The organism is Klebsiella sp. 141198, assembly GCF_050600785.1.
In the GTDB taxonomy this organism is placed as follows: domain Bacteria; phylum Pseudomonadota; class Gammaproteobacteria; order Enterobacterales; family Enterobacteriaceae; genus Klebsiella; species Klebsiella aerogenes.
In genome coordinates this window covers 553,325-574,075 of sequence record NZ_JAQIRM010000002.1, presented here as the reverse complement: position 1 = coordinate 574,075, position 20,751 = coordinate 553,325, and the positions used below count along the sequence as shown (strand labels likewise).

The following is a 20,751-nucleotide window of genomic DNA, read 5'->3' as shown; positions in this document are numbered from 1 at the left end:
CCGCTTAGTTCGTAACGCGTAGTAACTATGTCGTATGGTTATTAAGTGAATTGTGATCTAAATCAACCTCCGCACGGATAGCTAAAATTTTGTGTAATCGCTTACATGGCGCAGGAAAAAGGGGCGTCTCTGTGGCAAACGTACAAGGATGATACAACGACGCGTAATGACGGTATGCAAATCAGCCCTTATGATGGCGCTTTCTGCAAGGCTCATAAGGGATTATGAAGTGGATACTGTTGAGGAAATAAATGGAACATACTTTTTTGCGGGGCGTTTAAACCTTACCGCCTCAGAACTATTTTTATGGTCTTTGTCTTCAATACTGCTGATCAATTTGGTATCAAAGATGTTGCCTCTGTATATGCACTGTATGCGGGTATAAATGATCAGGCGACACGGGCTAAACCTGGAACGGCAATTCCTGGAACATCCAGACTATCGAAAGGTGCCAGACGAGTATTTGGCAATAGAATGTTCCCATTTGGGTTAAAAATGCCTACATGGATTGGCGGTTATACTCCATGGACTGTAAAAAGGAGGATGGTGAGAAAAATTGGAACGTGGGTGGGACGGACTATTCCCCTCATTGGTGAAGTGATCATTGTGGCTGATGTATCGCAGATCATTTACAACACGATCATTGAATACAATACCATCGCGCGGGGCAACGATAAGCTATGGTAGAAGATATCGAAAAACGCGTCATCAAGTTGTTCACTATTCGTAGTGGGACCTATATCCTCAGGAACAAGAAATACGCTACATACACGGCAGACTCGAGTATTCATTTTGATGTCCAGTTAGATCAAGATGACGTTGAAGAGTTAGTTGAAGACTATGCAAAAGAGTTCAACGTCGACATGTCGAATTTCCATCTTGAAACGTACTATCCCGAAGTCAATTTTTCATGGAATCCATTTAAAAAGCCTGAACCAGTAGATGTTCCAGAGTTCACCATTGATATGTTTATCCAGTCTGCCAAAGCCGGGAGATGGCTGTACGATTAAGGGACATATCGCCGGGAGACATACCGCTTTTACCGTTTACAAGCCTTACCGCTGGCATTACTATCCTGATTAGAGATTAACGGAACGTTAGTCGCCATTTTTTGTACCAAATGACTCGGGGTGCCCTTCTTTGTGAAGGCTGAGAAATACCCGTACCACCTGATCTGGATAATGCCAGCGTAGGGAAGTCAGAGACCGCATGGTCTGCGCTGCTTCCTCATCTGGCGGGAGCAAACCATGCATCAACCGCTAAACCCGGCGCATATCGCGCACCTACAACAGCTTTTCCGCACCTCTTCGCCGCTTGTTCACTGTATGACCAATGATGTGGTTCAGACTTTCACCGCCAACGTGCTGCTGGCTATCGGCGCCTCGCCGGCGATGGTGATTGACCCTACGGAAGCCGCGCAGTTTGCCGCCATCGCCGATGCGCTATTGATTAACGTCGGGACCTTAACCGTTGAGCGCGCCAACGCGATGCGCGCGGCGGCGCAGAGCGCCCGGCAGGCTGGAAAACCCTGGACGCTGGATCCGGTTGCCGTCGGCGCGCTGACGCTGCGTACCGATTTTTGCCATGAGCTACTGGAACTGCGGCCTGCGGCGATTCGCGGCAACGCCTCGGAAATCATGGCGCTGGCGGGGAGCAGCGGCGGCGGGCGCGGCGTCGATACCGCCGACAGCGCGGCCGCCGCGTTACCCGCCGCCCAGACGCTGGCTCGTAAGCTTAATACCGTGGTCGCGGTGACGGGCGAGGTGGATTACATCAGCGACGGCGAGCGCACGCTTACCGTGAGCGGCGGTGATGTCCTGATGACGCGGGTGGTCGGGACCGGCTGCGCGTTATCCGCGGTTGTGGCGGCAAGCGCCGCGATGCCCGGCGATCGGCTGCAAAACGTGGCTGCCGCCTGCGGCCTGCTGAAAATGGCTGGAGGTGAAGCGGCGCGACACGGCGGCCCCGGCAGTTTTATCCCGGCATTCCTCGACGCGTTATACGCGGGGGTGTCGGCATGAAGCGGATTAACGCCTTAACCATCGCCGGCACCGACCCCAGCGGCGGCGCCGGGATCCAGGCCGACCTCAAAACATTTTCCGCCCTCGGCGCTTACGGCTGCTCGGTCATCACCGCGCTGGTGGCGCAGAATACTCGCGGCGTGCAGTCGGTGTATCGTATCGAACCTGACTTCGTGGCGGCGCAGCTGGATTCGGTGTTTAGCGACGTGCGAATCGATACCACGAAAATCGGCATGCTGGCGGAAACCGATATCGTTGAAGCGGTGGCGGAGCGTCTTGCTCGCTACCAGATTGCCAACGTGGTGCTGGATACCGTGATGCTGGCGAAAAGCGGCGATCCGCTGTTATCCCATTCAGCCATTGCGACGCTGCGTCAGCGCCTGTTGCCCCACGTTTCACTGATCACCCCGAATTTGCCGGAGGCCGCGGCGCTGCTCGATGCGCCGCACGCGCAAAGCGAGCGCGAGATGTTGGAGCAAGGCAGGGCGCTATTGGCGTTAGGCTGCGGGGCGGTATTAATGAAAGGCGGACATCTGGACGACGCCGAAAGCCCGGACTGGTTGTTCACCCGTGAAGGCGAACAGCGCTTTACCGCGCCGCGCGTGCTGACCAAAAACACCCACGGTACCGGCTGTACGTTATCTGCCGCGCTGGCGGCGCTGCGTCCGCGCTATGCCGATTGGGGACAAACGGTCGCCGAAGCGAAGGGCTGGCTGTCGGCGGCGCTGGCGCAGGCCGATTCGCTGGAAGTGGGGCACGGTATCGGCCCGGTGCATCATTTCCACGCCTGGTGGTAAATGGCAGTGAAACGAGACAGCAGAATCTACTGAAAAAACGCGCTCCCGGCTGGAAAATATGCTAACTCGGTACCAGGCTTAACCTGCCCATAATTTTTGGGTTGGGATAAAACATGCTGGCTGCGGCCAGCACTTACGGGAGATAGCTATGACTGATATTACGCAGTTGCTTGGCAAAGATGCCGACAGCCTTTTACAGCACCGTTGTATGACTATTCCAGCCGACCAACTCTATTTACCGGGAGCGGATTACGTCGACCGGGTGATGGTGGATAACAACCGCCCGCCTGCGGTGCTGCGTAATATGCAGACCCTCTACAATACCGGGCGCCTGGCGGGAACGGGGTACCTTTCCATTCTGCCGGTCGACCAGGGCGTAGAGCACTCGGCGGGCGCGTCGTTCGCCGCCAACCCGCTCTACTTCGATCCGAAGAATATCGTGGAACTCGCCATCGAAGCCGGCTGTAACTGCGTGGCTTCTACCTATGGCGTGCTGGCCTCGGTATCGCGCCGCTACGCGCACCGCATTCCATTCCTTGTTAAGCTCAACCATAACGAAACGCTAAGCTACCCGACCGAGTATGACCAGACTCTGTACGCCAGCGTCGAGCAGGCGTTCAACATGGGGGCGGTCGCCGTTGGCGCGACGATCTATTTCGGCTCCGAACAGTCGCGTCGGCAGATTGAAGAGATCTCCGCCGCCTTCGAGCGCGCGCACGAGCTCGGCCTGGTCACCGTGCTGTGGGCCTATCTGCGCAACCCGGCATTCAAAAAGGATGGTGTCGATTACCACGTTTCCGCTGACCTGACCGGCCAGGCCAACCATCTGGCCGCCACCATTGGCGCTGATATCGTGAAGCAGAAAATGGCCGAGAATAACGGCGGCTATAAGGCGGTGAACTTCGGTTATACCGACGATCGCGTCTACAGCAAGCTGACCAGCGATAACCCGATCGATCTGGTGCGCTATCAGCTGGCGAACTGCTATATGGGCCGCGCCGGGTTGATTAACTCCGGCGGCGCGGCGGGCGGCGAAACCGATCTCGCCGATGCGGTGCGCACGGCGGTGATCAATAAACGCGCCGGCGGCATGGGGTTGATCCTCGGTCGTAAAGCCTTTAAGAAATCGATGAGCGAAGGCGTGAAGCTGATCAACGCGGTGCAGGATGTCTATCTGGACGGCAAAGTCACCATCGCGTAAGGCAAAAATCCGGGCGCGAGGCCCGGATTGATATTTTACTTACCCCGGTCTCCGGGGTTTTTTTATGATTTTACTGCGCTAACGTTCAGCGGTTCAGCCACTTCGCTGGTAGCAAAACCGGGCTGCTCAACGCGAATAAACGGGCACAGACAAAACGCCAGCAGATAGAGCGCGGTATAGGCCACCACCACGCCGATGGTGCTGAAGTGCGGCAGCAGCACCACCGCAATCGCCGGCGCGAGGAAATTCGACAGCCCGGCCGACAGGTTATAGACCGAAATCGCCGCCCCTTTATGATTTGGCTCCAGCGCCGGGAATACCGCCGCCATCGGCACAAACGCCGCGACGAAAATCCCCAGCGCAATCGCCGGCACCAGCGCCATGGCGAAGTTATGGCCGAAGTGCTGCGGCAGGTAGTAAAACGCCAGGCTCGACAGCGCCATGCCGATGCAGCCGAACCAGCGCACCACTTTCATCCAGCCCATTTTCTCCGCCACAATCCCCCAGAAGACGTTGGAGAAGATGGTGGTGAAGAAGAACGCCGCCCACACCTGCAGCCATTCGGAAGTGGTGAAACCGAGTTCATCGACGAACATCATCGGCATGACCACCGCGAAGCCGAACAGCGACAGGGTGTTGATAATGCGCACGATGCTGGAGAGCATAATGCTGCGGTTGGTGTAGATAAGGGTCACCGCGCGCCCCAGCTCGGAGAACTTCTCGCGGGTGGTGAGATTCTGCATATGGCGCGGGGTTTCGGTGTTACGCAGCGCCGCCAGGGCAATCAGCCCGCCGGTGACACAGAACGCCAGCGCCAGCCACAGGGTGCCCATCTCGCCAATGTGCGGAATGGTGAAGCTCGGGATATAGCTGCCGAACACGCCGATACCGACGGAGTAGACCGCCCAGAACCAGCCCAGGGCCGAGCTGGAGCTGTCGCTGCGGACGTTATGGATAATGGCGACGATAAACGAGTAGAGAAACAGCGGATAGGCCAGACCGCGGATACCGTAAAACAGCAGAATTAAGGCATAGTTGGCGCGGCCAAGGCCGAAAACGAGGAACAGAACGTGGAACACGCACCACAGCACGAAACCGATAAACATGGTTTTACGCGGGGTGATGATTTCCGCGACCACGCCGGAGACCCAGGCCGAGAGGGCGGCGGCGAGGCCGTAGAGGGTGAAGGCGAAAGAGGCCTGCGCCGGGCTGAAGCCCAGTTCTTTGATGTAGTGCGAGAGGAAGGCGAGTTCAAAACCGTCGCCGGTCATAAACACGGCGATGGCGACGTATCCCCAGATAAGATTCAGCGGCAGACCGAACCACTGTTTGTTATTAATGGACATGTTAACCTCGATTTCAGGATGCAGAGGAGCGGCTCCGCTGTATAACAGCGGAGCATTATTGTTATTAAATTAAAGAGGTATGTTATTCGCGGATTAGCCGACCGGCCTGTTGTAGCGCTTTGTAGGCCTCATACCTGCGTTGATGCAGCGGACTAAACGCCGTCTCGCTGCGATAGGTTTTATCCACTCTGGTGAACCGCCTCATGGCGTCCGGTAGCGAGGCGGCGACGTTGCCCGCGACGGCGCCGAGGATGGCGGAGCCCAGCAATACGGGTTCGCTGCTGGCGGTGCCGACCACGGTCACGCCGCAGGCGTCGGCCAACAGCTGGCGTACCAGCGGGTGCTGACCCGCGCCGCCGCTGATAACGATATTTTCGTTCTCAATACCACAGGCGCGTTGGGCATCGAGGATCTGCCGCAGGCCGTAGCCAATTCCGCATAATCCGGCGACGTACAGCGCGGTCAGATTATCAAGATCCCGCTCCATCCCCAGCCCGGCAATCAGCGCTTTCGCGTGGGGGTCGGCAAGCGGCGCGCGATTGCCGAGAAACTCCGGCACGACATGCAGTCCATCAGCCAGCTGCACCGCCTCCGACGGCGAGGCAACCTGCGCCAGCACGCGATCCGCCAGCCAGACCGGCAGCGGAACGGCGGCGGCTTTGGCCTGTTCACGCGCTTCTGCCGCTGCCGGATGGAAGCTCAGTAACTGGTCGATAGCCGCGCCGGCGGCGCTTTGTCCGCCTTCGTTCAGCCAGTAACCCGGTACCATCGCCGAATAGTAAGGCCCCCAGACCCCTGGAACGAACACCGCTTTCTCGGTGGTGGTCATGGTGCAGGAGGAGGTGCCGAAGACGTAGGCCATATTATTCACCGCGCCGTTGAGTACGCCGACGGTGCCGATACCGCCTGCGTGGGCGTCGATCATCCCAACCGCCACCGGCGTACCGACAGGCAGGCCCATCTCTTCAGCCGCCGCCGCGGTTAACCCATCACCACATGGCGTTCCCGGATCGACGATACGCTGGCCGATACGGGCGAAGTCTTCATCCGCCAGCTCTGCGAGGCCAATCTGGCGAAAGTAATCGGCATCCCAGCGTTTTTCATGGGCCAGATAGGTCCATTTACAGGTGACGGTACAGACGGATCGGGCCAGATCGCCGGTCGCGCGCCAGGTGAGATAGTCGGCTAGGTCGAAGAAATGACGCGCGGCGGCAAAGATCTGCGGGCGGTTTTCTTTCAACCACAGCAGCTTCGGTGTTTCCATTTCCGGAGAGATAGTCCCGCCGACGTACTGCAGCACCGGATGGCGGGTGGCATTGATGCGTTCCGCCTGTTCGGTGGCACGGTGATCCATCCAGACGATAATATTGCGATCTGCCTCTTCGCTGGGCCCGATGGCCAGCGGCGCGTCATTCTCCCCGATTACCACCAGCGAGCAGGTGGCGTCGAAGCCGATACCGGCAACCGAGTGCGGAGAGACGGCGGCCTTTACGACCGCGCGTTTGATGCAGTCGCAAACCGCCTGCCAGATTTCGCGGCTGGATTGTTCCACCACGCTGCCGGCGCTGCGGAAGAGGGTGATCTCCCGGGTGGCGTGGGCCAGTAGGTCGCCGCTGAGGTCAAATACCCCGGCGCGCACGCTGCCGGAGCCGACATCGACGCCGATAATGGTTTGAGTCTCGCCATTCATAAAATCGTCCTTTTAGTCACCGATACCAGGGGTTATAAATCAACGCTGTTAGGCAGAATAACCAGGTCGCGTACGGTGACGTTTTTCGAGCGGGTGACCATAAACAGCACCGATTCGGCAACTTCGATAGGCTGCATCAGGCTACCGTTAGCCAGCGCTTCTTCCATTTTCTCTTTCGGCCAGTCATCGAGCAGGGCGGTAACCACCGGGCCCGGCAGTACCGCGCCGACGCGGACGCCGTGTTGGGAAACCTGGCGGCGGGTGGTATGAACAAACGCCTGTACGGCGAATTTTGAGGCGGTATAGATAGGTTCCCAGATAACCGGCACCACGCCGGCGATGGAGCTGGTGAAAATAATATCGCCGGATTTTTGCGCGATCATATGCGGCAGCACGCTACGCACGCAGCGGAAGGCGGCGTTAGTGTTGAGGTGCAGCACGCGATCCCAGACGTCCGGGTCACCCTCAGCGACAGGGCCGCCAATGTAAGCGCCAGCGTTGGCGTGGAAAATATCGAGACGGCCGGCAAGTTGCAGGATGCCGTCAATGATCTTATCCACCTGCTCGCCCTGCATCAGATCGACCTGTAAGGCAAAAGCGTTTTCGCCAAGCTCTGCCACAATCTTGTTGAGCTTTTCGCCTTCACGGTCGATCAGAACCACCTTCGCGCCCGCGCCAAGCAGGGTTTTCGCGCATTCAAGACCAATGCCGGAAGCGGCGCCGGTGACCGCGGCGACTTTGCCGCTAAGAGAAGTATTCATAGAGGATACGGAGTGGTTCATTTTATAATCCTTCATGTTGTCTGTTTTGCTCACCAAGCTGGTCTCGACGAGGTTGAGGAGCGGTTACCTGCTACAACAATCTGGCCTGTCAGAGCAGGAGTAACTAAGTTAAGCTATTGAATATCAGCACCATTTATTTCAATTTGCTGATGTCTGAACAAGTATTGAGTGTATACGCTAGCGAGCGTCATGGTTGCTCAATCGATGAAGCTAATGTTGCGCCAGCTTCATCGATTGAGCAAGTGGGGAAATTAACAGCGAAATGAATTTGTGACGCAAGTTGGGAAAATGAAAAAAATCACTATCTACGATCTGGCGGAATTATCCGGCGTTTCGGCAAGCGCGGTGAGCGCGATCCTCAATGGCAACTGGAAAAAACGCCGTATCAGCGCCAAACTTGCGGAAAAAGTGACGCGCATTGCGCAAGAGCAGGGCTACGCGATTAATCGCCAGGCCAGCATGTTGCGCAGTAAAAAATCGCATGTCATCGGGATGATTGTCCCCAAATACGACAACCGCTATTTTGGTTCAGTGGCGGAAGGCTTTGAAGAGATGGCGCGTGAGCGCGGCCTGCTGCCGATTATTACCTGTACTCGCCGTCGACCCGAGCTGGAAATCGAAGCGGTGAAAGCGATGCTCTCCTGGCAGGTGGACTGGGTGGTGGCGACCGGGGCGACTAATCCGGATAAAATTACCGAGCTATGTCAGCAGGCGGGGGTGCCGACGGTCAACCTTGACCTGCCGGGCTCCACCGCGCCGTCGGTGATCTCCGATAACTACGCGGGCGCCCGCGCATTGACCGATAAAATTCTTGATAACAGTCTCAATCGCCACGGCAAACTGGCGCCGCTGTATTTTGTCGGCGGACGCAGCAGCGACCACAACACTCTGGAGCGTTTACGCGGATTTCGCGATGCTCATGCGGCGCGCGGCATGAGCGTGCCGGAAGAAAACATTCTTTCTCCGGGCTATTCAAAAGGCAAAGTGGAAGCCTGTATGCAGGCGCGTTTTAAAAGCGCCGATGAACATCTGCAGGGTTTCTTCGTTAACTCGACCATCTCGCTGGAAGGGGTGGTGAGATGGCTGGCGCAGTTGGGGCTGACCGGCGTCGAGCAGACGCCGATGGGCTGTTTTGACTGGGATCCGTTTGTTTATCTGCTGGGTCACGATATTGACATGGTGCAGCAGAACGTCCCGGCGATGCTGGAAGCGGTATTTAATATCATTGACGCAGGCGAAGCCAGCCAGCAGCGGGTAGAGATCCCGCCGCTGCTGATTAGCAGCCGCGAGCACCTGGCCTGAAAAACCGCTGGCGCTAGCGCGTCAGCAGCCAGCGGGCGGTATGTTCATCGGTCACCAGGCCGTTAATCCAGCCGCCTTTTAACGCCGCGAGGATCGCCGGGCGCTTGTTCTCGCCACAGGCGACGGCTATCCGCGGGCACTGGTTTTGGCGGATATCGTAGCTGGTAATCAGACGATTAATTTCGCTGTCGACGACGGAGCCGTCGGCATCGATAAAGCGGCCGAGGATCTCGCCGATGCCCCCGCGCGCCGTCAGTTCATCCAGTTGGACTTTATTAATAAACCCGTCTTTGAAGATCGGGCTTTGGGTACCCAATGGGCCGATACCGACGAAAATAACGTCCGCCTGCTGCGCTGCGGCAGAAACGTTGCTGAACAGGCGGCTGCCGCACCACATCTCATGTTCCTGACGGGTTTGCGCATAGCGCGGCGCGGGCCACTGGTAGTAGTTGGCCTGAATTTTCCGCGCCAGCAGCAACGGCACATCATCGTAGTAGTTGCATTTTCCCTCATCGTTCATTGCGCTAATCAGCGCCACGCAGCGGCTGTTCGGGCTATCGAAATCAATGCGCTGGATGGTCTTTTTCAGCGTTAATCCAGAACCAATGCCGATTATTTTGGCGTTATCGCTCTGCAGGTAGCGGGCCATCAACTGATAACAACCGAAGGAAACGCTATCCAGCGTGCTCTCTTCGTTGTAGGTCGGCACGATATTGCACTCGATGAGTTGATACTTTTCCTGCAACAACTGCGCATAATCGAGGCAGTTCGCCACCGGATGATGCAAGCCAATCGACACAATCCCTTCTTCTTTCGCCGCGGCGATAAGGCGCTGGACCACCGGCCTTGAGGTGCCAAGATGGCTGGCGATTTCGCTCTGATTCTGACCGGCAATGTAGTACATCCATGCGGCGCGGACCTTTTGATCCAGCCTGATGTCGTCTTCTTTACTCACGGTGTCCTGCCTTAAATACGCGGGCGCAGTAGCGCAGATACCCGCATTTTGGCTGCGGTTTTCAAAACAGGCAAGCTTTTGCTCTATTTTGGTCATTTGTAATTTTAATGGGTAATTGCTCTTTTGTGATCCGTAGCTCTTATTTGATTCAAATGATCATCTACAGTGAGCCGCATCACCTCAAGGAGAGCAGAACATGAATACGCAATTCACATGGCTTCACATTGGTCTCGGTTCTTTCCATCGCGCGCATCAGGCGTGGTACCTGCATCGGCTGCGGGTTTCCGGCGATTCGCGCTGGCATATCGCGGCGGGCAATATTCGCAATGACGCCGAGCACGTGGTGCAGGCGCTGGCGGCGCAGAAAGGGCGCTACGTTCTGGAAACGGTGAGCCCGGAAGGGGAGCGCGAATACGAAGAGATCGCTTCAATTCAAAAATTACTGCCGTGGCAGGCGGGGCTGCAGCCGCTGATTGATGAAGGCGCGAATCCGCAGACTAAAGTCATTGCTTTCACGGTGACGGAAGGGGGCTATTACCTCAATACGCAACATCGCCTTGAAACCAGCAACGCCGATCTGCAGGCCGATTTGCAGGGGGATTGCAAAACCATATACGGCACTATTACCCGGATTCTTGAAAAACGTATCGCCGACGATGCGGGTCCGCTGACGCTGCTTAACTGCGACAACGTGCGCCACAACGGCGAACGTTTCCATGATGGACTGGTGGAATTTCTGCAACTGACCGGTAAGCAGCAGGTTATTGACTGGCTGGCGGTGAACGCGACCTGCCCAAACACGATGGTCGATCGTATCACGCCGCGCCCGGCCGCCGATCTGGCGCCACGTATCAAAGCGCAAACCGGCATCGATGATAAAGCGCCGGTGATGGGCGAAACCTTTATTCAATGGGTTGTGGAAGATAATTTCCGCGCTGAGCGCCCGGCGCTTGAGACGGTGGGCGTCGAGATGGTGGCGTCGGTTATCCCCTATGAAGAGGCGAAGATCCGCATTCTTAACGCGTCGCATAGCTGTATCGCCTGGGCGGGAACGCTGTTGGGGCAGCAATATATTCACGAGAGTACGCTTACCGATGCCATCTACGCTATTGCTGACCGTTACGTCAGTGAAGATGTGATTCCGTGTCTGGGCGATAACGGTATCGACCTGGCAACCTACCGCGACGTGGTACTCAAGCGTTTTACCAACCCGTATATCCAGGACACCAACCAGCGGGTGGCAGCCGATGGATTTTCAAAAATCCCGGCGATGATCGCCCCAACCCTACAGGAGTGCTATCAGCGTGGCGTGCGCCCGCAGGCTACCGCCATGCTGCCGGCGCTGTTCTTCGTCTTTATGCAGCAGTGGCATAAAGGGGCTTTACCGTATCAGTACCAGGACGGAATTCTTGATGAATCGGCGGTACACGCCATGTTTAATTCGCCTGACCCGATCGCCCGGTACGCCGGTGATAAAGCCCTGTTTGGCGAGCTGGCGGAATCGGCGGATTTCCACGCGCTGCTGCGTGAGCAAATCGCCGCCGTCTACGCGCTGACCCAGCAGGAGGCGCTATGTATTTAGGTATCGATCTCGGCACTTCGGAAGTTAAAGCGCTGGTGCTGGATGAAAACAATGCGGTCGTCGCCAGCCATAGCGCGCCATTGACCATTCAACGGCCGCATCCGCAGTGGTCTGAACAATCGCCGCAGGCGTGGTGGGAAGCGACAGAATATCTGATTGCCACTCTGCGAGAGAAGTGCGCGAGCCATTGGTCGGCGATTAAAGCCATCGGCCTTTCCGGGCAGATGCACGGGGCCGTACTGCTGGATGCCAGCGGCGAAGTGATTCGCCCGGCGATTTTATGGAACGATACCCGCTGCGCGCAGGAGTGCGCCGAGCTTGAAGAGATGGCGCCAGAGCTGCATCAGGTGGCTGGTAATCTGGCAATGCCGGGGTTTACCGCGCCGAAACTGCTGTGGGTGCGGCGTCATGAGCCGCAGCATTTTGCCCGTACCGCCTGCGTACTGCTGCCGAAGGATTTTCTGCGCTACAAGATGACCGGCAAAAAAGTCTCCGATATGTCGGATGCCGCCGGCACCCTGTGGCTGGATGTCGCGCGACGCGATTGGTCCGACGCGCTGCTGCAAAAGTGCGGCCTGACGCGGCAACAAATGCCAGAACTGGTGGAAGGATGCGACGTTTCCGCCACGCTGGCGGCAGACATTGCCGAACGCTGGGGGCTTAATCCTTCGGTGCTGGTGGCGGGGGGCGGCGGCGATAATGCGGTCAGCGCGATTGGCGTTGGCGCGGTGTCGCCGGGAGACGCTTTTATCTCGCTGGGTACCTCCGGCGTGCTGTTTGTCGTCACCGACAGCTATCGTCCGGCGCCGCAGTCGGCGGTGCATGCTTTCTGTCATGTGCTACCGAACCTGTGGCATCAGATGAGCGTGATGCTCAGCGCCGCCAGCTGTCTGCAGTGGTTCTGTCGTCTGACCGGTACCACCGAAGTGGCGCTACTGGAGGAGATTGCCCAGTTAAGCGCAGACGAAAAAGCCAATGCGCCATACTTCCTGCCTTATCTTTCCGGCGAGCGTACCCCGCATAACGATCCTCTGGCGCGCGGTATGTTCTGGGGAATGACCCATGCCAGCCTGCGCGCTCAACTGGGATATGCGGTGCTGGAGGGAGTGAGCTTCGGTATTGCTGACGGCCTGCGCGTGTTGCAGGAGAGCGGAACCCGTATCGACCAGTGCTCACTGGTTGGCGGCGGCGCCCGCAGTCCGTTCTGGGCGCAACTGCTGGCGGATATCCTGGCGATGCCGGTGGTGACGCATAAAGGTGGGGAAACCGGCGGCGCGCTCGGAGCGGCGCGGCTGGCCTGCCTGGCGGCGGGCAAACCGTTGGCAAGTGTTTGCCATAAGCCGGAAATCTGGCAAACCTGGCAGGCGGATCCGCAGCGTCATCAGGCGCTGATGCCGCGTTACGCCCATTTCCAGTCTCTGTACCTCAACGACCGACATTTTCGACAGCAATAAGACATATGACGCTCCGGCGAAACTGCCGGAGTGATTCTCCTGCACCCTACAACAACGAGGTCACCATGTCCGTTAATCACAAACAGTGGATGGGTCTGCCGCTGAATCTTATCTGGGGATACGTCGCCATCGCCGTGTTTATGACCGGCGACGGTTTTGAACTCGCCTTCCTCTCGCACTACATCAAAGAACTGGGCTTCAGCCCGGCGCAGGCCTCTTTCGCCTTCACCCTCTACGGCCTCGCCGCCGCCCTCTCGGCCTGGGTCTCCGGCGTGGTCGCGGAAATCATCACCCCGCGTAAAACCATGTTTATCGGTTTTGTGCTGTGGTGCGTGTTCCACGTTCTGTTCCTCGTTTTCGGCCTTGGTCGCGCCAACTACGCCTTAATCCTGCTGTTTTACGGCATCCGCGGCCTGGCCTATCCGCTGTTTCTCTACTCGTTTATCGTCGCCATTATCCATAACGTCCGCAGCGACAGCTCCAGCTCGGCGCTGGGCTGGTTCTGGGCGGTCTACTCCGTCGGTATCGGCGTGTTCGGCAGCTATATCCCGAGCTTCACCATCCCGCACATTGGCGAGATGGGCACCCTGTGGCTGGCGCTGGCGTTCTGTGTCACCGGCGGGCTGATTGCCCTGGCGGCGCTGCGTAACACCGAAACCCCGCGCCATATGCAGAATCTCACCACCCGCGAGAAGTTCTCCGAGCTGGGGCGCGCGGTGACCCTTATCTACACCAACCGCAGCATTATGCTCTCCAGCATCGTGCGCATTATCAACACCCTGTCGCTGTTCGGCTTCGCGGTGGTCATGCCGATGATGTTCGTCGATGAACTCGGTTTCACCACTTCCGAATGGCTGCAGGTGTGGGCGGCGTTCTTCTTCACCACCATTTTCTCCAACGTCTTCTGGGGGATTGTGGCGGAGAAAATGGGCTGGATGAAAGTGGTGCGCTGGTTCGGCTGCATCGGCATGGCGCTGTCGAGCCTGGCGTTTTACTACCTGCCGCAGCACTTCGGCCATAACTTCGCCATGGCGCTGGTGCCGGCGATTGCGCTGGGGATTTTCGTCGCGGCGTTTGTGCCGATGGCGGCGGTATTCCCGGCGCTGGAGCCAAATCATAAAGGGGCGGCGATTTCGGTTTATAACCTGTCGGCCGGGCTGTCGAACTTCCTCGCGCCGGCGATTGCGGTGGTGCTGCTGCCGCACTTCAGCACCATCGGCGTGGTGGTGGCCTATACCGCGCTCTATCTGCTGGCGTTTTGTCTGTGCCCGTTTATTCGCGTCGATCAGCCGGGCTTTGCCCGTAAGGCAAGCGGCGTCAGGGAAGGGGTAGAATATTCATAACGTTGTCAGGGCGGGTATATCCCGCCCTGATGTTTTAACGCAGTAGCATACAGTCCGGCGGCAGACGGCAGCGTAGCGCCTCGCCGAGGATTTCCATCCGGAAAGATTTGCCGCTTAGCGGTTCGCCATCAAGGTTGAAGGTCATTTCATGGGCGGCGGTGACTTCAAACCACGGCGATACGCCGTCGATCAGGTTTGGCGAATTATCGGGATTAGCGAGGGTGCTAAACAGCGCAGGCAGCAACTCTTCGCCGGTAAAAATACGCAGATGCAGTAGCCCGTCGTTAATTAATGCTTCAGGGCACAGTTGCTGACCGCCGCCGGCCTGACGGCCATTGCCGATGCCGATAACCAGCGCATCGCCCTGCCAGTGAAAGTTCTCGCCGCGAATTTCGCAGCGGTCCGGCTTCAGGGTATCCATGCGCGTCAGGCCATGAATCAGATATGAGACACCACCGAGCGCGGCTTTTAGTTTTTCCGGCGTTTCGGTGGTGATGCGGGTACCAAAGCCGCCAGTGGCCATATTGATAAACCCGGCCTCGTTGTTAACGCGAACCACATCAATAGGGACATCGCGACCGGCTATCGCCAGCTTCAGCGCGCTGGCTAAATCCTGCGGGATGCCGACGCTGGTGGCGAAATCATTGGCTGTGCCGAGGGGGAGTATTCCCAGCGCCATGTTGCTGCCGCGCTGGACCAGCGCGGTGGCGACTTCATTAATTGTGCCATCGCCGCCGCCGGCAATTACCGTCGCCACCTTGAGCGTTTCGGCTTCCTCGACAAAACGAATCGCATCGCCTTTCTCCCAGGTCACGCGGACGTGTATCTCGATACTTTCTTCGCGCAGGAGATTAACGGCTTCGCGCAGTTGGGGTTCATTTGCGCCTTTACCGTTGAGAATTAATAAGCTGGCTGGAAATTGGGTCATCCTTTATCGCCTCATTCTTAGTCGTCATCCTCAGTGTATCGCATGAATGGCGTCATGGAATAAGAAAGTCGGGAAAATGGGATGCATAAAAAATAAGCCCGCGTAAGGGAGATTACGCAGGCTAAGGAGGTGGTTCCTGGTACAGCTAGCATTTATGGGTTATGTTTTTCAGCGAAATGGATGATACCTGCTTCGAACGTAACGGTATGTGATCCGATTCTAATATCCATACATAGTGAAAAAATAACGCCAATAAACTAATTTTTATGCGGATTGCGCGTCGACTCGCCGTTGAAATTACGCATCAACAAACCATACTCCAGCGCCATATCCTCCGGCAGCGGCAGCCAGACGATATAACCGTCTCCCGGCGCGACCGGCATTGCTTCGCCTTTGGCGTTCTCCATATGTTCGAGCGTAAAGTTGACGTTGCCTTGCGGAGTCATGACCTCCAGGCTGTCGCCGACCGAGAACTTATTTTTCACCGCCACTTCGGCCAAATTACCGTTACGCTTGCCGGTGAATTCGCCGACAAACTGCTGGCGTTCGGAAACCGAATAGCCGTATTCATAATTCTGATAGTCGTCGTGGGTGTGGCGACGCAGGAAGCCTTCGGTATAGCCGCGGTGGGCCAGACCCTCCAGCGTCTCCAGCAGGCTGGTGTCGAACGGTTTACCGGCGGCGGCGTCGTCAATCGCTTTACGGTACACCTGGGCGGTGCGCGCGCAGTAGTAGAAGGATTTGGTGCGGCCTTCAATTTTCAGCGAGTGCACGCCCATCTGGGTCAGGCGCTCCACGTGGGCGATTGCGCGCAGATCTTTAGAGTTCATGATGTAGGTGCCGTGTTCGTCTTCGAAGGCGGTCATGTACTCGCCCGGACGTTTGGCTTCCTCAATCATAAATACCTGGTCGGTTGGCGCGCCGATACCGAGAGTGGGTTCAACGTTCTGCACCGGGATAGGCTCATGCTTGTGGACGATATTACCCACATCATCTTCTTTGCCTTCCTGGACGTTGTACTCCCAGCGGCAGGCGTTGGTGCAGGTACCCTGGTTAGGGTCACGTTTGTTGATATAGCCGGAGAGCAGGCAGCGGCCGGAGTAGGCCATGCACAGCGCGCCATGGACGAAAATCTCGATTTCCATTTCCGGCACCTGGCTGCGAATTTCGGCGATCTCGTCCAGCGACAGCTCGCGGGACAGGATCACGCGGGTTAGTCCCATTTGCTGCCAGAATTTCACCGTCGCCCAGTTGACGGCGTTAGCCTGTACCGAAAGGTGTATCGGCATATCAGGGAAGTTTTCGCGCACCAGCATGATTAAACCAGGATCGGACATAATCAGCGCGTCCGGGCCCATCTCCACTACCGGTTTGAGATCGCGAATGAACGTTTTCAACTTGGCGTTATGCGGCGCGATGTTAACCACTACGTAGAATTTTTTCCCCAGCTCGTGGGCCTCATTGATGCCGAGCTGCAGGTTTTCGTGGTTAAATTCATTGTTGCGCACGCGCAGTGAGTAACGCGGCTGGCCGGCGTAGACCGCATCGGCGCCATAAGCGAAAGCGTAACGCATATTTTTCAGCGTTCCCGCCGGGGAAAGGAGTTCCGGTTTAAACATGATGTTCTCGTTCTGATGACAGGTCAGACTCGCCGCACCAGGTGCGGCGATTCGGGGGAGTGTCCCCACATTAAGGGCGGGCATTGTAGCGCCGTGGAAAGAGGGAGTAAACCTTTGCGCCTCTCTGCGCTAAGAGGCGCGGTGATCAAGCCATTCGACAGGCGTCGGCTTCCCAGCGATAGCCGACGCCGTAGACGGCGCGAATAAACGACTGCTCGGCATCCAGCGATTCCAGCTTACGGCGCAGGTTTTTAATATGGCTATCTATGGTGCGGTCGGTCACCACGCGATAATCGTCGTACAGATGATTGAGCAGTTGTTCGCGGGAGAAGACTTTACCCGGCTCCTGCGACAGCGTTTTTAATAGCCGAAACTCGGCGGGAGTCAGGTCCAGCAATTTTTCGCGCCACGAGGCCTGGAAGCGGCTCTCATCAACGATAAGCGGGCTTTGCGCATCCAGCGCCTGCAGAACGCGCTGTGGCTTGCAGCGACGCAGGATCGTTTTCACGCGAGCCACGACTTCACGCGGACTATACGGTTTGCAGATATAGTCGTCGGCGCCGATCTCCAACCCTAGCAGGCGATCGATCTCTTCGATTTTGGCGGTGACCATCACGATTGGCACATCGGAAAAACGGCGGATCTCACGGCACAGGGTCAGGCCGTCGGTGCCGGGCAGCATTAAATCCAGCAGGATTAAATGCGGGGGCGTCTGGCGGACATAGGGCAGTACGCGATCGCCATGCGCAATGAGCGTTGGCGCATAGCTCGCGGCCTGCAAATAGTCGATTAACAACTGACCGAGCTTAGGCTCGTCTTCCACGATTAAAATACGCGGCGTGTTTTCATCAATGGGTAATTCGCTCATACGTCCCTCGATAAATCCTGTTCCAGAGGTAATTCTACTTTAATGCTAACCCCGCCAAAAGGCGAATGGCTGGCGTTCAGGCTGCCGCCGTGGGCCGCGACAATGTTCATACAGATTGCCAGCCCAAGGCCGGATCCACCGCTGGCGCGGTTACGCGAACCTTCGGTGCGGTAAAAACGCTCGCACAGCCGCGCCAGCTGCTCGTCGCTAACGCCGGGGCCGCTATCGGCGAAATCGAGTATTAATCTGCGGCCGTTTTGTTTGGCGCTAATCAGCAGGCGTCCGCCGTGGTCGGTATAGCGCAGGCTGTTTTCCAGCAGGTTATTGAACAACTGCATCAGCCGATCGCGATCGCCGAACACGACAGCGTTATCCGGCAGCGAGACGCCGATGGTCAACCCGCGGCTGGCGAAACGTTCGCGGAACGCCCCTGCGGCGACCTCCAGCAGCGCAATTAAATCCACCGACTCTTTCTGGTAGGCTAACGCGCCTTCATCGGACATCGACAACTGATGCAGATCGTCCACCAGCTTGGTGAGCGTACCGACTTCCGCCTGCAGCGAAGAGATCGAATCCGGGGTAAATTTACGCACTCCGTCCTGAATGGCCTCCAGCTCGCCGCGCAGGACCGCTAACGGCGTGCGGAGTTCATGCGAAATATCGGCCATTAAATCGCGGCGCATCTGTTGGTTACGCTCAAGCGTACTGGCAAGCTGGTTGAAATCCTGCGCCAGACGACCCAGTTCATCCCCGCCGGTGACCGTGACGCGGGTAGAGAAATCGCCCGCCGCCAGCTTATGGGTGCCTTCCACCAGCCGTTTGACCGGCGCCAGCAGCCCGCGGGCCAGCGGGAAAGTAGCCAGCGCGGCGAGGAGGGTGGCGAGGGCGACGATCAGCCAACTGGTGCGTTTTTGCTGGCGGTCGAAATTGATATCCGTGTTGCGCGTGAGCCGCTCGACCGGCGAGGCGATCACCGCCCCAACGGTCACGCCGTCGACGACAATGTTGCGCCGGGTGCCGTCCTGCGGTACCGGCGCCCGCGGGCCTACCAGCACGCGCCCTTGTTGATCGACAACCCAAAATTGCGTGCGCCAGCCGTGCGGCGGCATATCGGGCCGCGGGCCAGGCCCGGGCATTGGCCCTGGCTCGCCATGCGGGCCCGGGCCACCCGGTGGGCGGTCGTCGTTATCGCGCTCGAAGGTGCGCAGTAACTGGAAGATAAAACGATCGTTATTGCGCAAAAACTTCCAGTCGCCGTGCTGCTCGTACTGTTCACTGAGCGCATCGCCGAGCATCGTTAATCGCTGTTCATTACCGCGTTTTATATAGTCGATAAAGCCGCGCTCAAAGCTGATGCGCACCGCCCAGTGCATGCTAATCAGCAGCACGATACAGGTGGCGAAAATAGCCAGGAACAGCTTACCGGTGATACCCGGGCGCCAAAGTTTCACGATTCACTCCTTTTGCGTCGGCGGATGACGGTGTTGCTGCCGACATCGTTCGGTACACGGGAAAAGATAAGTGCCGGGAGGGCGATAATCACCGCCATACTCAGATAGGTGTAGAGGAAAACCTGATGAACGGCTGGCGCATCGGCGCTGATATGCTGCTGGCCGTACATACCCAGCAAAAGCCCGGCGATGGTCACGCCGATACTCATCGAGAGCTGCATAACCATTGAGAGCAGGCTGTTGCCGCTGCTGGCCAACTCATCAGGCAGGTCTTTTAGCGTCAGGGTATTCATTGATGAGAAACGGCTGGAGTTAATCATACCCTGCAGAAACAGCACCAGCGGCAGCAGCCAGTACCAGCCGGCCAGAGCGACGGCCATGAACAATAAACTCACCAGCGCCAGGCCGAGGGTTGCGAAAACCAGTACGCGGCGATAGCCAAAGCGGTTTACTACCTGCACCACGATGCGTTTCATCCCCATGCTGCCCAGCACCATCGGGATCATCATCAGCCCGGCGTGGAACGGCGAGAATCCGAGGCCAATTTGCAGGAATACCGGAGTCATAAACGGTAACATCCCGCTACCGATACGCCCGGCAAAGCTGCCGCCAAGACCGAGCGAGAAGGTTTTATTGCGAAACAGATTGAGGCTGAACAATGCGTTAACGTTGCCGCGGGCGTGCCACAAATAAAAAATTATGGCCATCAGGCCACCGGCGACCAGCGCGGCGAGCAGCAGCGGCGAGATACCGAGCCCTTTTTTACCGTCGAGCGCCAGCGTCAGGGTGGCCATTCCCACCGCCAGCAGAATAAAACCAAGGATATCAAAGCGCCGGGTCTGCAGGGTGTAGTTCGGCATCAGGCATAATGTGGCGATAGCGCCGATGATGCCAACCGGGATGTTGATCAAGAAAATCCAGTGCCAGGAAGCATATTCGACCAGTACCCCGCCAAGCGCCGGGCCGAGCAGGGGGCCAACCTGGCCGGGCAGGGTGACGAAGGTCATCGCCGCCATATACTGATCGCGCGGAACGATTTTCATCACCGTTAGCCGCCCGACCGGTACCATCATCGCGCCGCCGACGCCTTGCAGCACGCGGGACATCACCAACTGATCGAGGGTGGTTGCCTGGGCGCAGAACAGCGAGCCGACGGTAAACAACACAATGGCGCTGAAAAAAATATTGCGCACGCCAACCCGGTCCGCCAGCCAGCCGCTGGCCGGTAGCATGACTGCCACCGTTAGCACATACGAGACCACCACCATATGCATGTGCAGCGGGCTCTCCCCAAGGCTTTTGGCCATCGAGGGGAGGGCGGTGTTGACGATGGTGGTATCCAGCGACTGCATAAAGAAGCCGAAGGCCACAATCCATAACTGCCAGCGTACGCTGGCGGGCAGATCTGTCAT

Annotated in this window: 17 protein-coding genes, 1 pseudogene and 1 riboswitch; of the genes and pseudogenes, 9 read left to right on the top strand and 9 right to left on the bottom strand. The window is 57.5% G+C overall.

Going from position 1 to position 20,751, the window contains the following annotated elements:
• The first annotated feature begins 229 nt into the window (after positions 1-229).
• The 5 genes and pseudogenes from PGR10_RS08040 to fbaB all read left to right on the top strand — a co-directional run bounded on the left by PGR10_RS08040 (position 230) and on the right by fbaB (position 4,019).
• Positions 230-687 (top strand): annotated as a pseudogene (locus PGR10_RS08040) (STM2901 family protein).
• Complete coding sequence (locus PGR10_RS08035) at positions 681-1,010, top strand: DUF1493 family protein (protein ID WP_032714951.1); 330 nt, start codon at positions 681-683, stop codon at positions 1,008-1,010. The pseudogene PGR10_RS08040 and the gene PGR10_RS08035 overlap by 7 nt, the downstream one beginning before the upstream one ends.
• A gap of 106 nt (positions 1,011-1,116) precedes the next feature.
• A riboswitch (TPP riboswitch) is annotated at positions 1,117-1,213 on the top strand.
• Between the two features lie 34 nt (positions 1,214-1,247).
• The gene (thiM, locus tag PGR10_RS08030; RefSeq protein ID WP_430923315.1) at positions 1,248-2,021 is read left to right on the top strand and encodes a hydroxyethylthiazole kinase; all 774 of its coding nucleotides are present in this window, start codon (positions 1,248-1,250) and stop codon (positions 2,019-2,021) included.
• Positions 2,018-2,818, top strand: a complete 801-nt coding sequence (gene thiD / locus PGR10_RS08025; RefSeq protein WP_087860194.1) for a bifunctional hydroxymethylpyrimidine kinase/phosphomethylpyrimidine kinase — start codon at positions 2,018-2,020, stop codon at positions 2,816-2,818. Before thiM ends, thiD begins: the two co-directional genes overlap by 4 nt.
• Positions 2,819-2,966: 148 nt before the next feature.
• Positions 2,967-4,019, top strand: a complete 1,053-nt coding sequence (fbaB, locus tag PGR10_RS08020; protein WP_015365768.1) for a class I fructose-bisphosphate aldolase — start codon at positions 2,967-2,969, stop codon at positions 4,017-4,019.
• A 62-nt stretch (positions 4,020-4,081) separates the two neighbouring features.
• Here fbaB and PGR10_RS08015 read toward each other — a convergent pair whose 3' ends face one another.
• From PGR10_RS08015 to PGR10_RS08005, 3 genes are all read right to left on the bottom strand, one after another.
• The gene (locus tag PGR10_RS08015; RefSeq protein ID WP_430923314.1) at positions 4,082-5,365 is read right to left on the bottom strand and encodes an RbtT/DalT/CsbX family MFS transporter; all 1,284 of its coding nucleotides are present in this window, start codon (positions 5,363-5,365) and stop codon (positions 4,082-4,084) included.
• Positions 5,366-5,447: 82 nt separating this feature from the next.
• On the bottom strand, positions 5,448-7,055 hold the full coding sequence (locus tag PGR10_RS08010; protein WP_430923313.1) for an FGGY-family carbohydrate kinase: 1,608 nt from the start codon (positions 7,053-7,055) through the stop codon (positions 5,448-5,450).
• 32 nt (positions 7,056-7,087) lie between these two features.
• On the bottom strand, positions 7,088-7,837 hold the full coding sequence (locus PGR10_RS08005) for an SDR family oxidoreductase (protein WP_015365771.1): 750 nt from the start codon (positions 7,835-7,837) through the stop codon (positions 7,088-7,090).
• Between the two features lie 288 nt (positions 7,838-8,125).
• Here PGR10_RS08005 and PGR10_RS08000 point away from each other — a divergent pair, with 288 nt between their 5' ends.
• On the top strand, positions 8,126-9,139 hold the full coding sequence (locus PGR10_RS08000; RefSeq protein ID WP_430923312.1) for a LacI family DNA-binding transcriptional regulator: 1,014 nt from the start codon (positions 8,126-8,128) through the stop codon (positions 9,137-9,139).
• Positions 9,140-9,152: 13 nt separating this feature from the next.
• Here PGR10_RS08000 and PGR10_RS07995 read toward each other — a convergent pair whose 3' ends face one another.
• Positions 9,153-10,094 (bottom strand): sugar-binding transcriptional regulator, encoded by a 942-nt coding sequence (locus PGR10_RS07995; protein WP_113375075.1) that lies wholly within the window; start codon positions 10,092-10,094, stop codon positions 9,153-9,155.
• Positions 10,095-10,290: 196 nt separating this feature from the next.
• On the opposite strand from PGR10_RS07995, the gene dalD reads away from it, so the two are divergent.
• The 3 genes from dalD (at position 10,291) to PGR10_RS07980 (ending at position 14,473) form a co-directional block, all read left to right on the top strand.
• The gene (dalD, locus tag PGR10_RS07990) at positions 10,291-11,676 is read left to right on the top strand and encodes a D-arabinitol 4-dehydrogenase (protein WP_430923311.1); all 1,386 of its coding nucleotides are present in this window, start codon (positions 10,291-10,293) and stop codon (positions 11,674-11,676) included.
• Positions 11,667-13,130, top strand: a complete 1,464-nt coding sequence (gene xylB / locus PGR10_RS07985; RefSeq protein WP_087859658.1) for a xylulokinase — start codon at positions 11,667-11,669, stop codon at positions 13,128-13,130. Before dalD ends, xylB begins: the two co-directional genes overlap by 10 nt.
• Positions 13,131-13,195: 65 nt before the next feature.
• Complete coding sequence (locus PGR10_RS07980) at positions 13,196-14,473, top strand: RbtT/DalT/CsbX family MFS transporter (protein WP_430923309.1); 1,278 nt, start codon at positions 13,196-13,198, stop codon at positions 14,471-14,473.
• A gap of 34 nt (positions 14,474-14,507) precedes the next feature.
• Here the strand turns inward: PGR10_RS07980 and yegS are convergent, their stop codons facing one another.
• From yegS to PGR10_RS07955, 5 genes are all read right to left on the bottom strand, one after another.
• Positions 14,508-15,401, bottom strand: coding sequence for a lipid kinase YegS (yegS, locus tag PGR10_RS07975; RefSeq protein ID WP_430923307.1), 894 nt, complete (start codon positions 15,399-15,401; stop codon positions 14,508-14,510).
• Between the two features lie 257 nt (positions 15,402-15,658).
• A complete protein-coding gene (gene yegQ, locus PGR10_RS07970) occupies positions 15,659-17,020 on the bottom strand; it encodes a tRNA 5-hydroxyuridine modification protein YegQ (RefSeq protein ID WP_032714942.1) in 1,362 nt (453 codons plus the stop codon).
• Between the two features lie 145 nt (positions 17,021-17,165).
• Positions 17,166-17,888 (bottom strand): two-component system response regulator BaeR, encoded by a 723-nt coding sequence (gene baeR / locus PGR10_RS07965; RefSeq protein ID WP_087860434.1) that lies wholly within the window; start codon positions 17,886-17,888, stop codon positions 17,166-17,168.
• Entirely contained in the window at positions 17,885-19,339 is a 1,455-nt protein-coding gene (gene baeS, locus PGR10_RS07960) for a two-component system sensor histidine kinase BaeS (RefSeq protein ID WP_430923306.1), read from the bottom strand. Before baeS ends, baeR begins: the two co-directional genes overlap by 4 nt.
• Complete coding sequence (locus PGR10_RS07955) at positions 19,336-20,751, bottom strand: MFS transporter (protein ID WP_113373482.1); 1,416 nt, start codon at positions 20,749-20,751, stop codon at positions 19,336-19,338. The genes baeS and PGR10_RS07955 overlap by 4 nt, the downstream gene beginning before the upstream one ends.

What these genes read in the sequence shown, in the direction of transcription:
- fbaB (WP_015365768.1), top strand. Translation starts at nt 2,967, where the DNA reads ATGACTGATATTACGCAGTTGCTTGGCAAAGATGCCGACAGCCTTTTA.
- PGR10_RS07955 (WP_113373482.1), bottom strand. Translation starts at nt 20,751, where the DNA reads ATGACAGATCTGCCCGCCAGCGTACGCTGGCAGTTATGGATTGTGGCC.
- thiM (WP_430923315.1), top strand. Translation starts at nt 1,248, where the DNA reads ATGCATCAACCGCTAAACCCGGCGCATATCGCGCACCTACAACAGCTT.
- PGR10_RS08010 (WP_430923313.1), bottom strand. Translation starts at nt 7,055, where the DNA reads ATGAATGGCGAGACTCAAACCATTATCGGCGTCGATGTCGGCTCCGGC.
- PGR10_RS08015 (WP_430923314.1), bottom strand. Translation starts at nt 5,365, where the DNA reads ATGTCCATTAATAACAAACAGTGGTTCGGTCTGCCGCTGAATCTTATC.
- PGR10_RS08000 (WP_430923312.1), top strand. Translation starts at nt 8,126, where the DNA reads ATGAAAAAAATCACTATCTACGATCTGGCGGAATTATCCGGCGTTTCG.
- PGR10_RS07980 (WP_430923309.1), top strand. Translation starts at nt 13,196, where the DNA reads ATGTCCGTTAATCACAAACAGTGGATGGGTCTGCCGCTGAATCTTATC.
- yegS (WP_430923307.1), bottom strand. Translation starts at nt 15,401, where the DNA reads ATGACCCAATTTCCAGCCAGCTTATTAATTCTCAACGGTAAAGGCGCA.
- baeR (WP_087860434.1), bottom strand. Translation starts at nt 17,888, where the DNA reads ATGAGCGAATTACCCATTGATGAAAACACGCCGCGTATTTTAATCGTG.
- PGR10_RS08035 (WP_032714951.1), top strand. Translation starts at nt 681, where the DNA reads ATGGTAGAAGATATCGAAAAACGCGTCATCAAGTTGTTCACTATTCGT.
- yegQ (WP_032714942.1), bottom strand. Translation starts at nt 17,020, where the DNA reads ATGTTTAAACCGGAACTCCTTTCCCCGGCGGGAACGCTGAAAAATATG.
- dalD (WP_430923311.1), top strand. Translation starts at nt 10,291, where the DNA reads ATGAATACGCAATTCACATGGCTTCACATTGGTCTCGGTTCTTTCCAT.
- xylB (WP_087859658.1), top strand. Translation starts at nt 11,667, where the DNA reads ATGTATTTAGGTATCGATCTCGGCACTTCGGAAGTTAAAGCGCTGGTG.
- thiD (WP_087860194.1), top strand. Translation starts at nt 2,018, where the DNA reads ATGAAGCGGATTAACGCCTTAACCATCGCCGGCACCGACCCCAGCGGC.
- PGR10_RS08005 (WP_015365771.1), bottom strand. Translation starts at nt 7,837, where the DNA reads ATGAACCACTCCGTATCCTCTATGAATACTTCTCTTAGCGGCAAAGTC.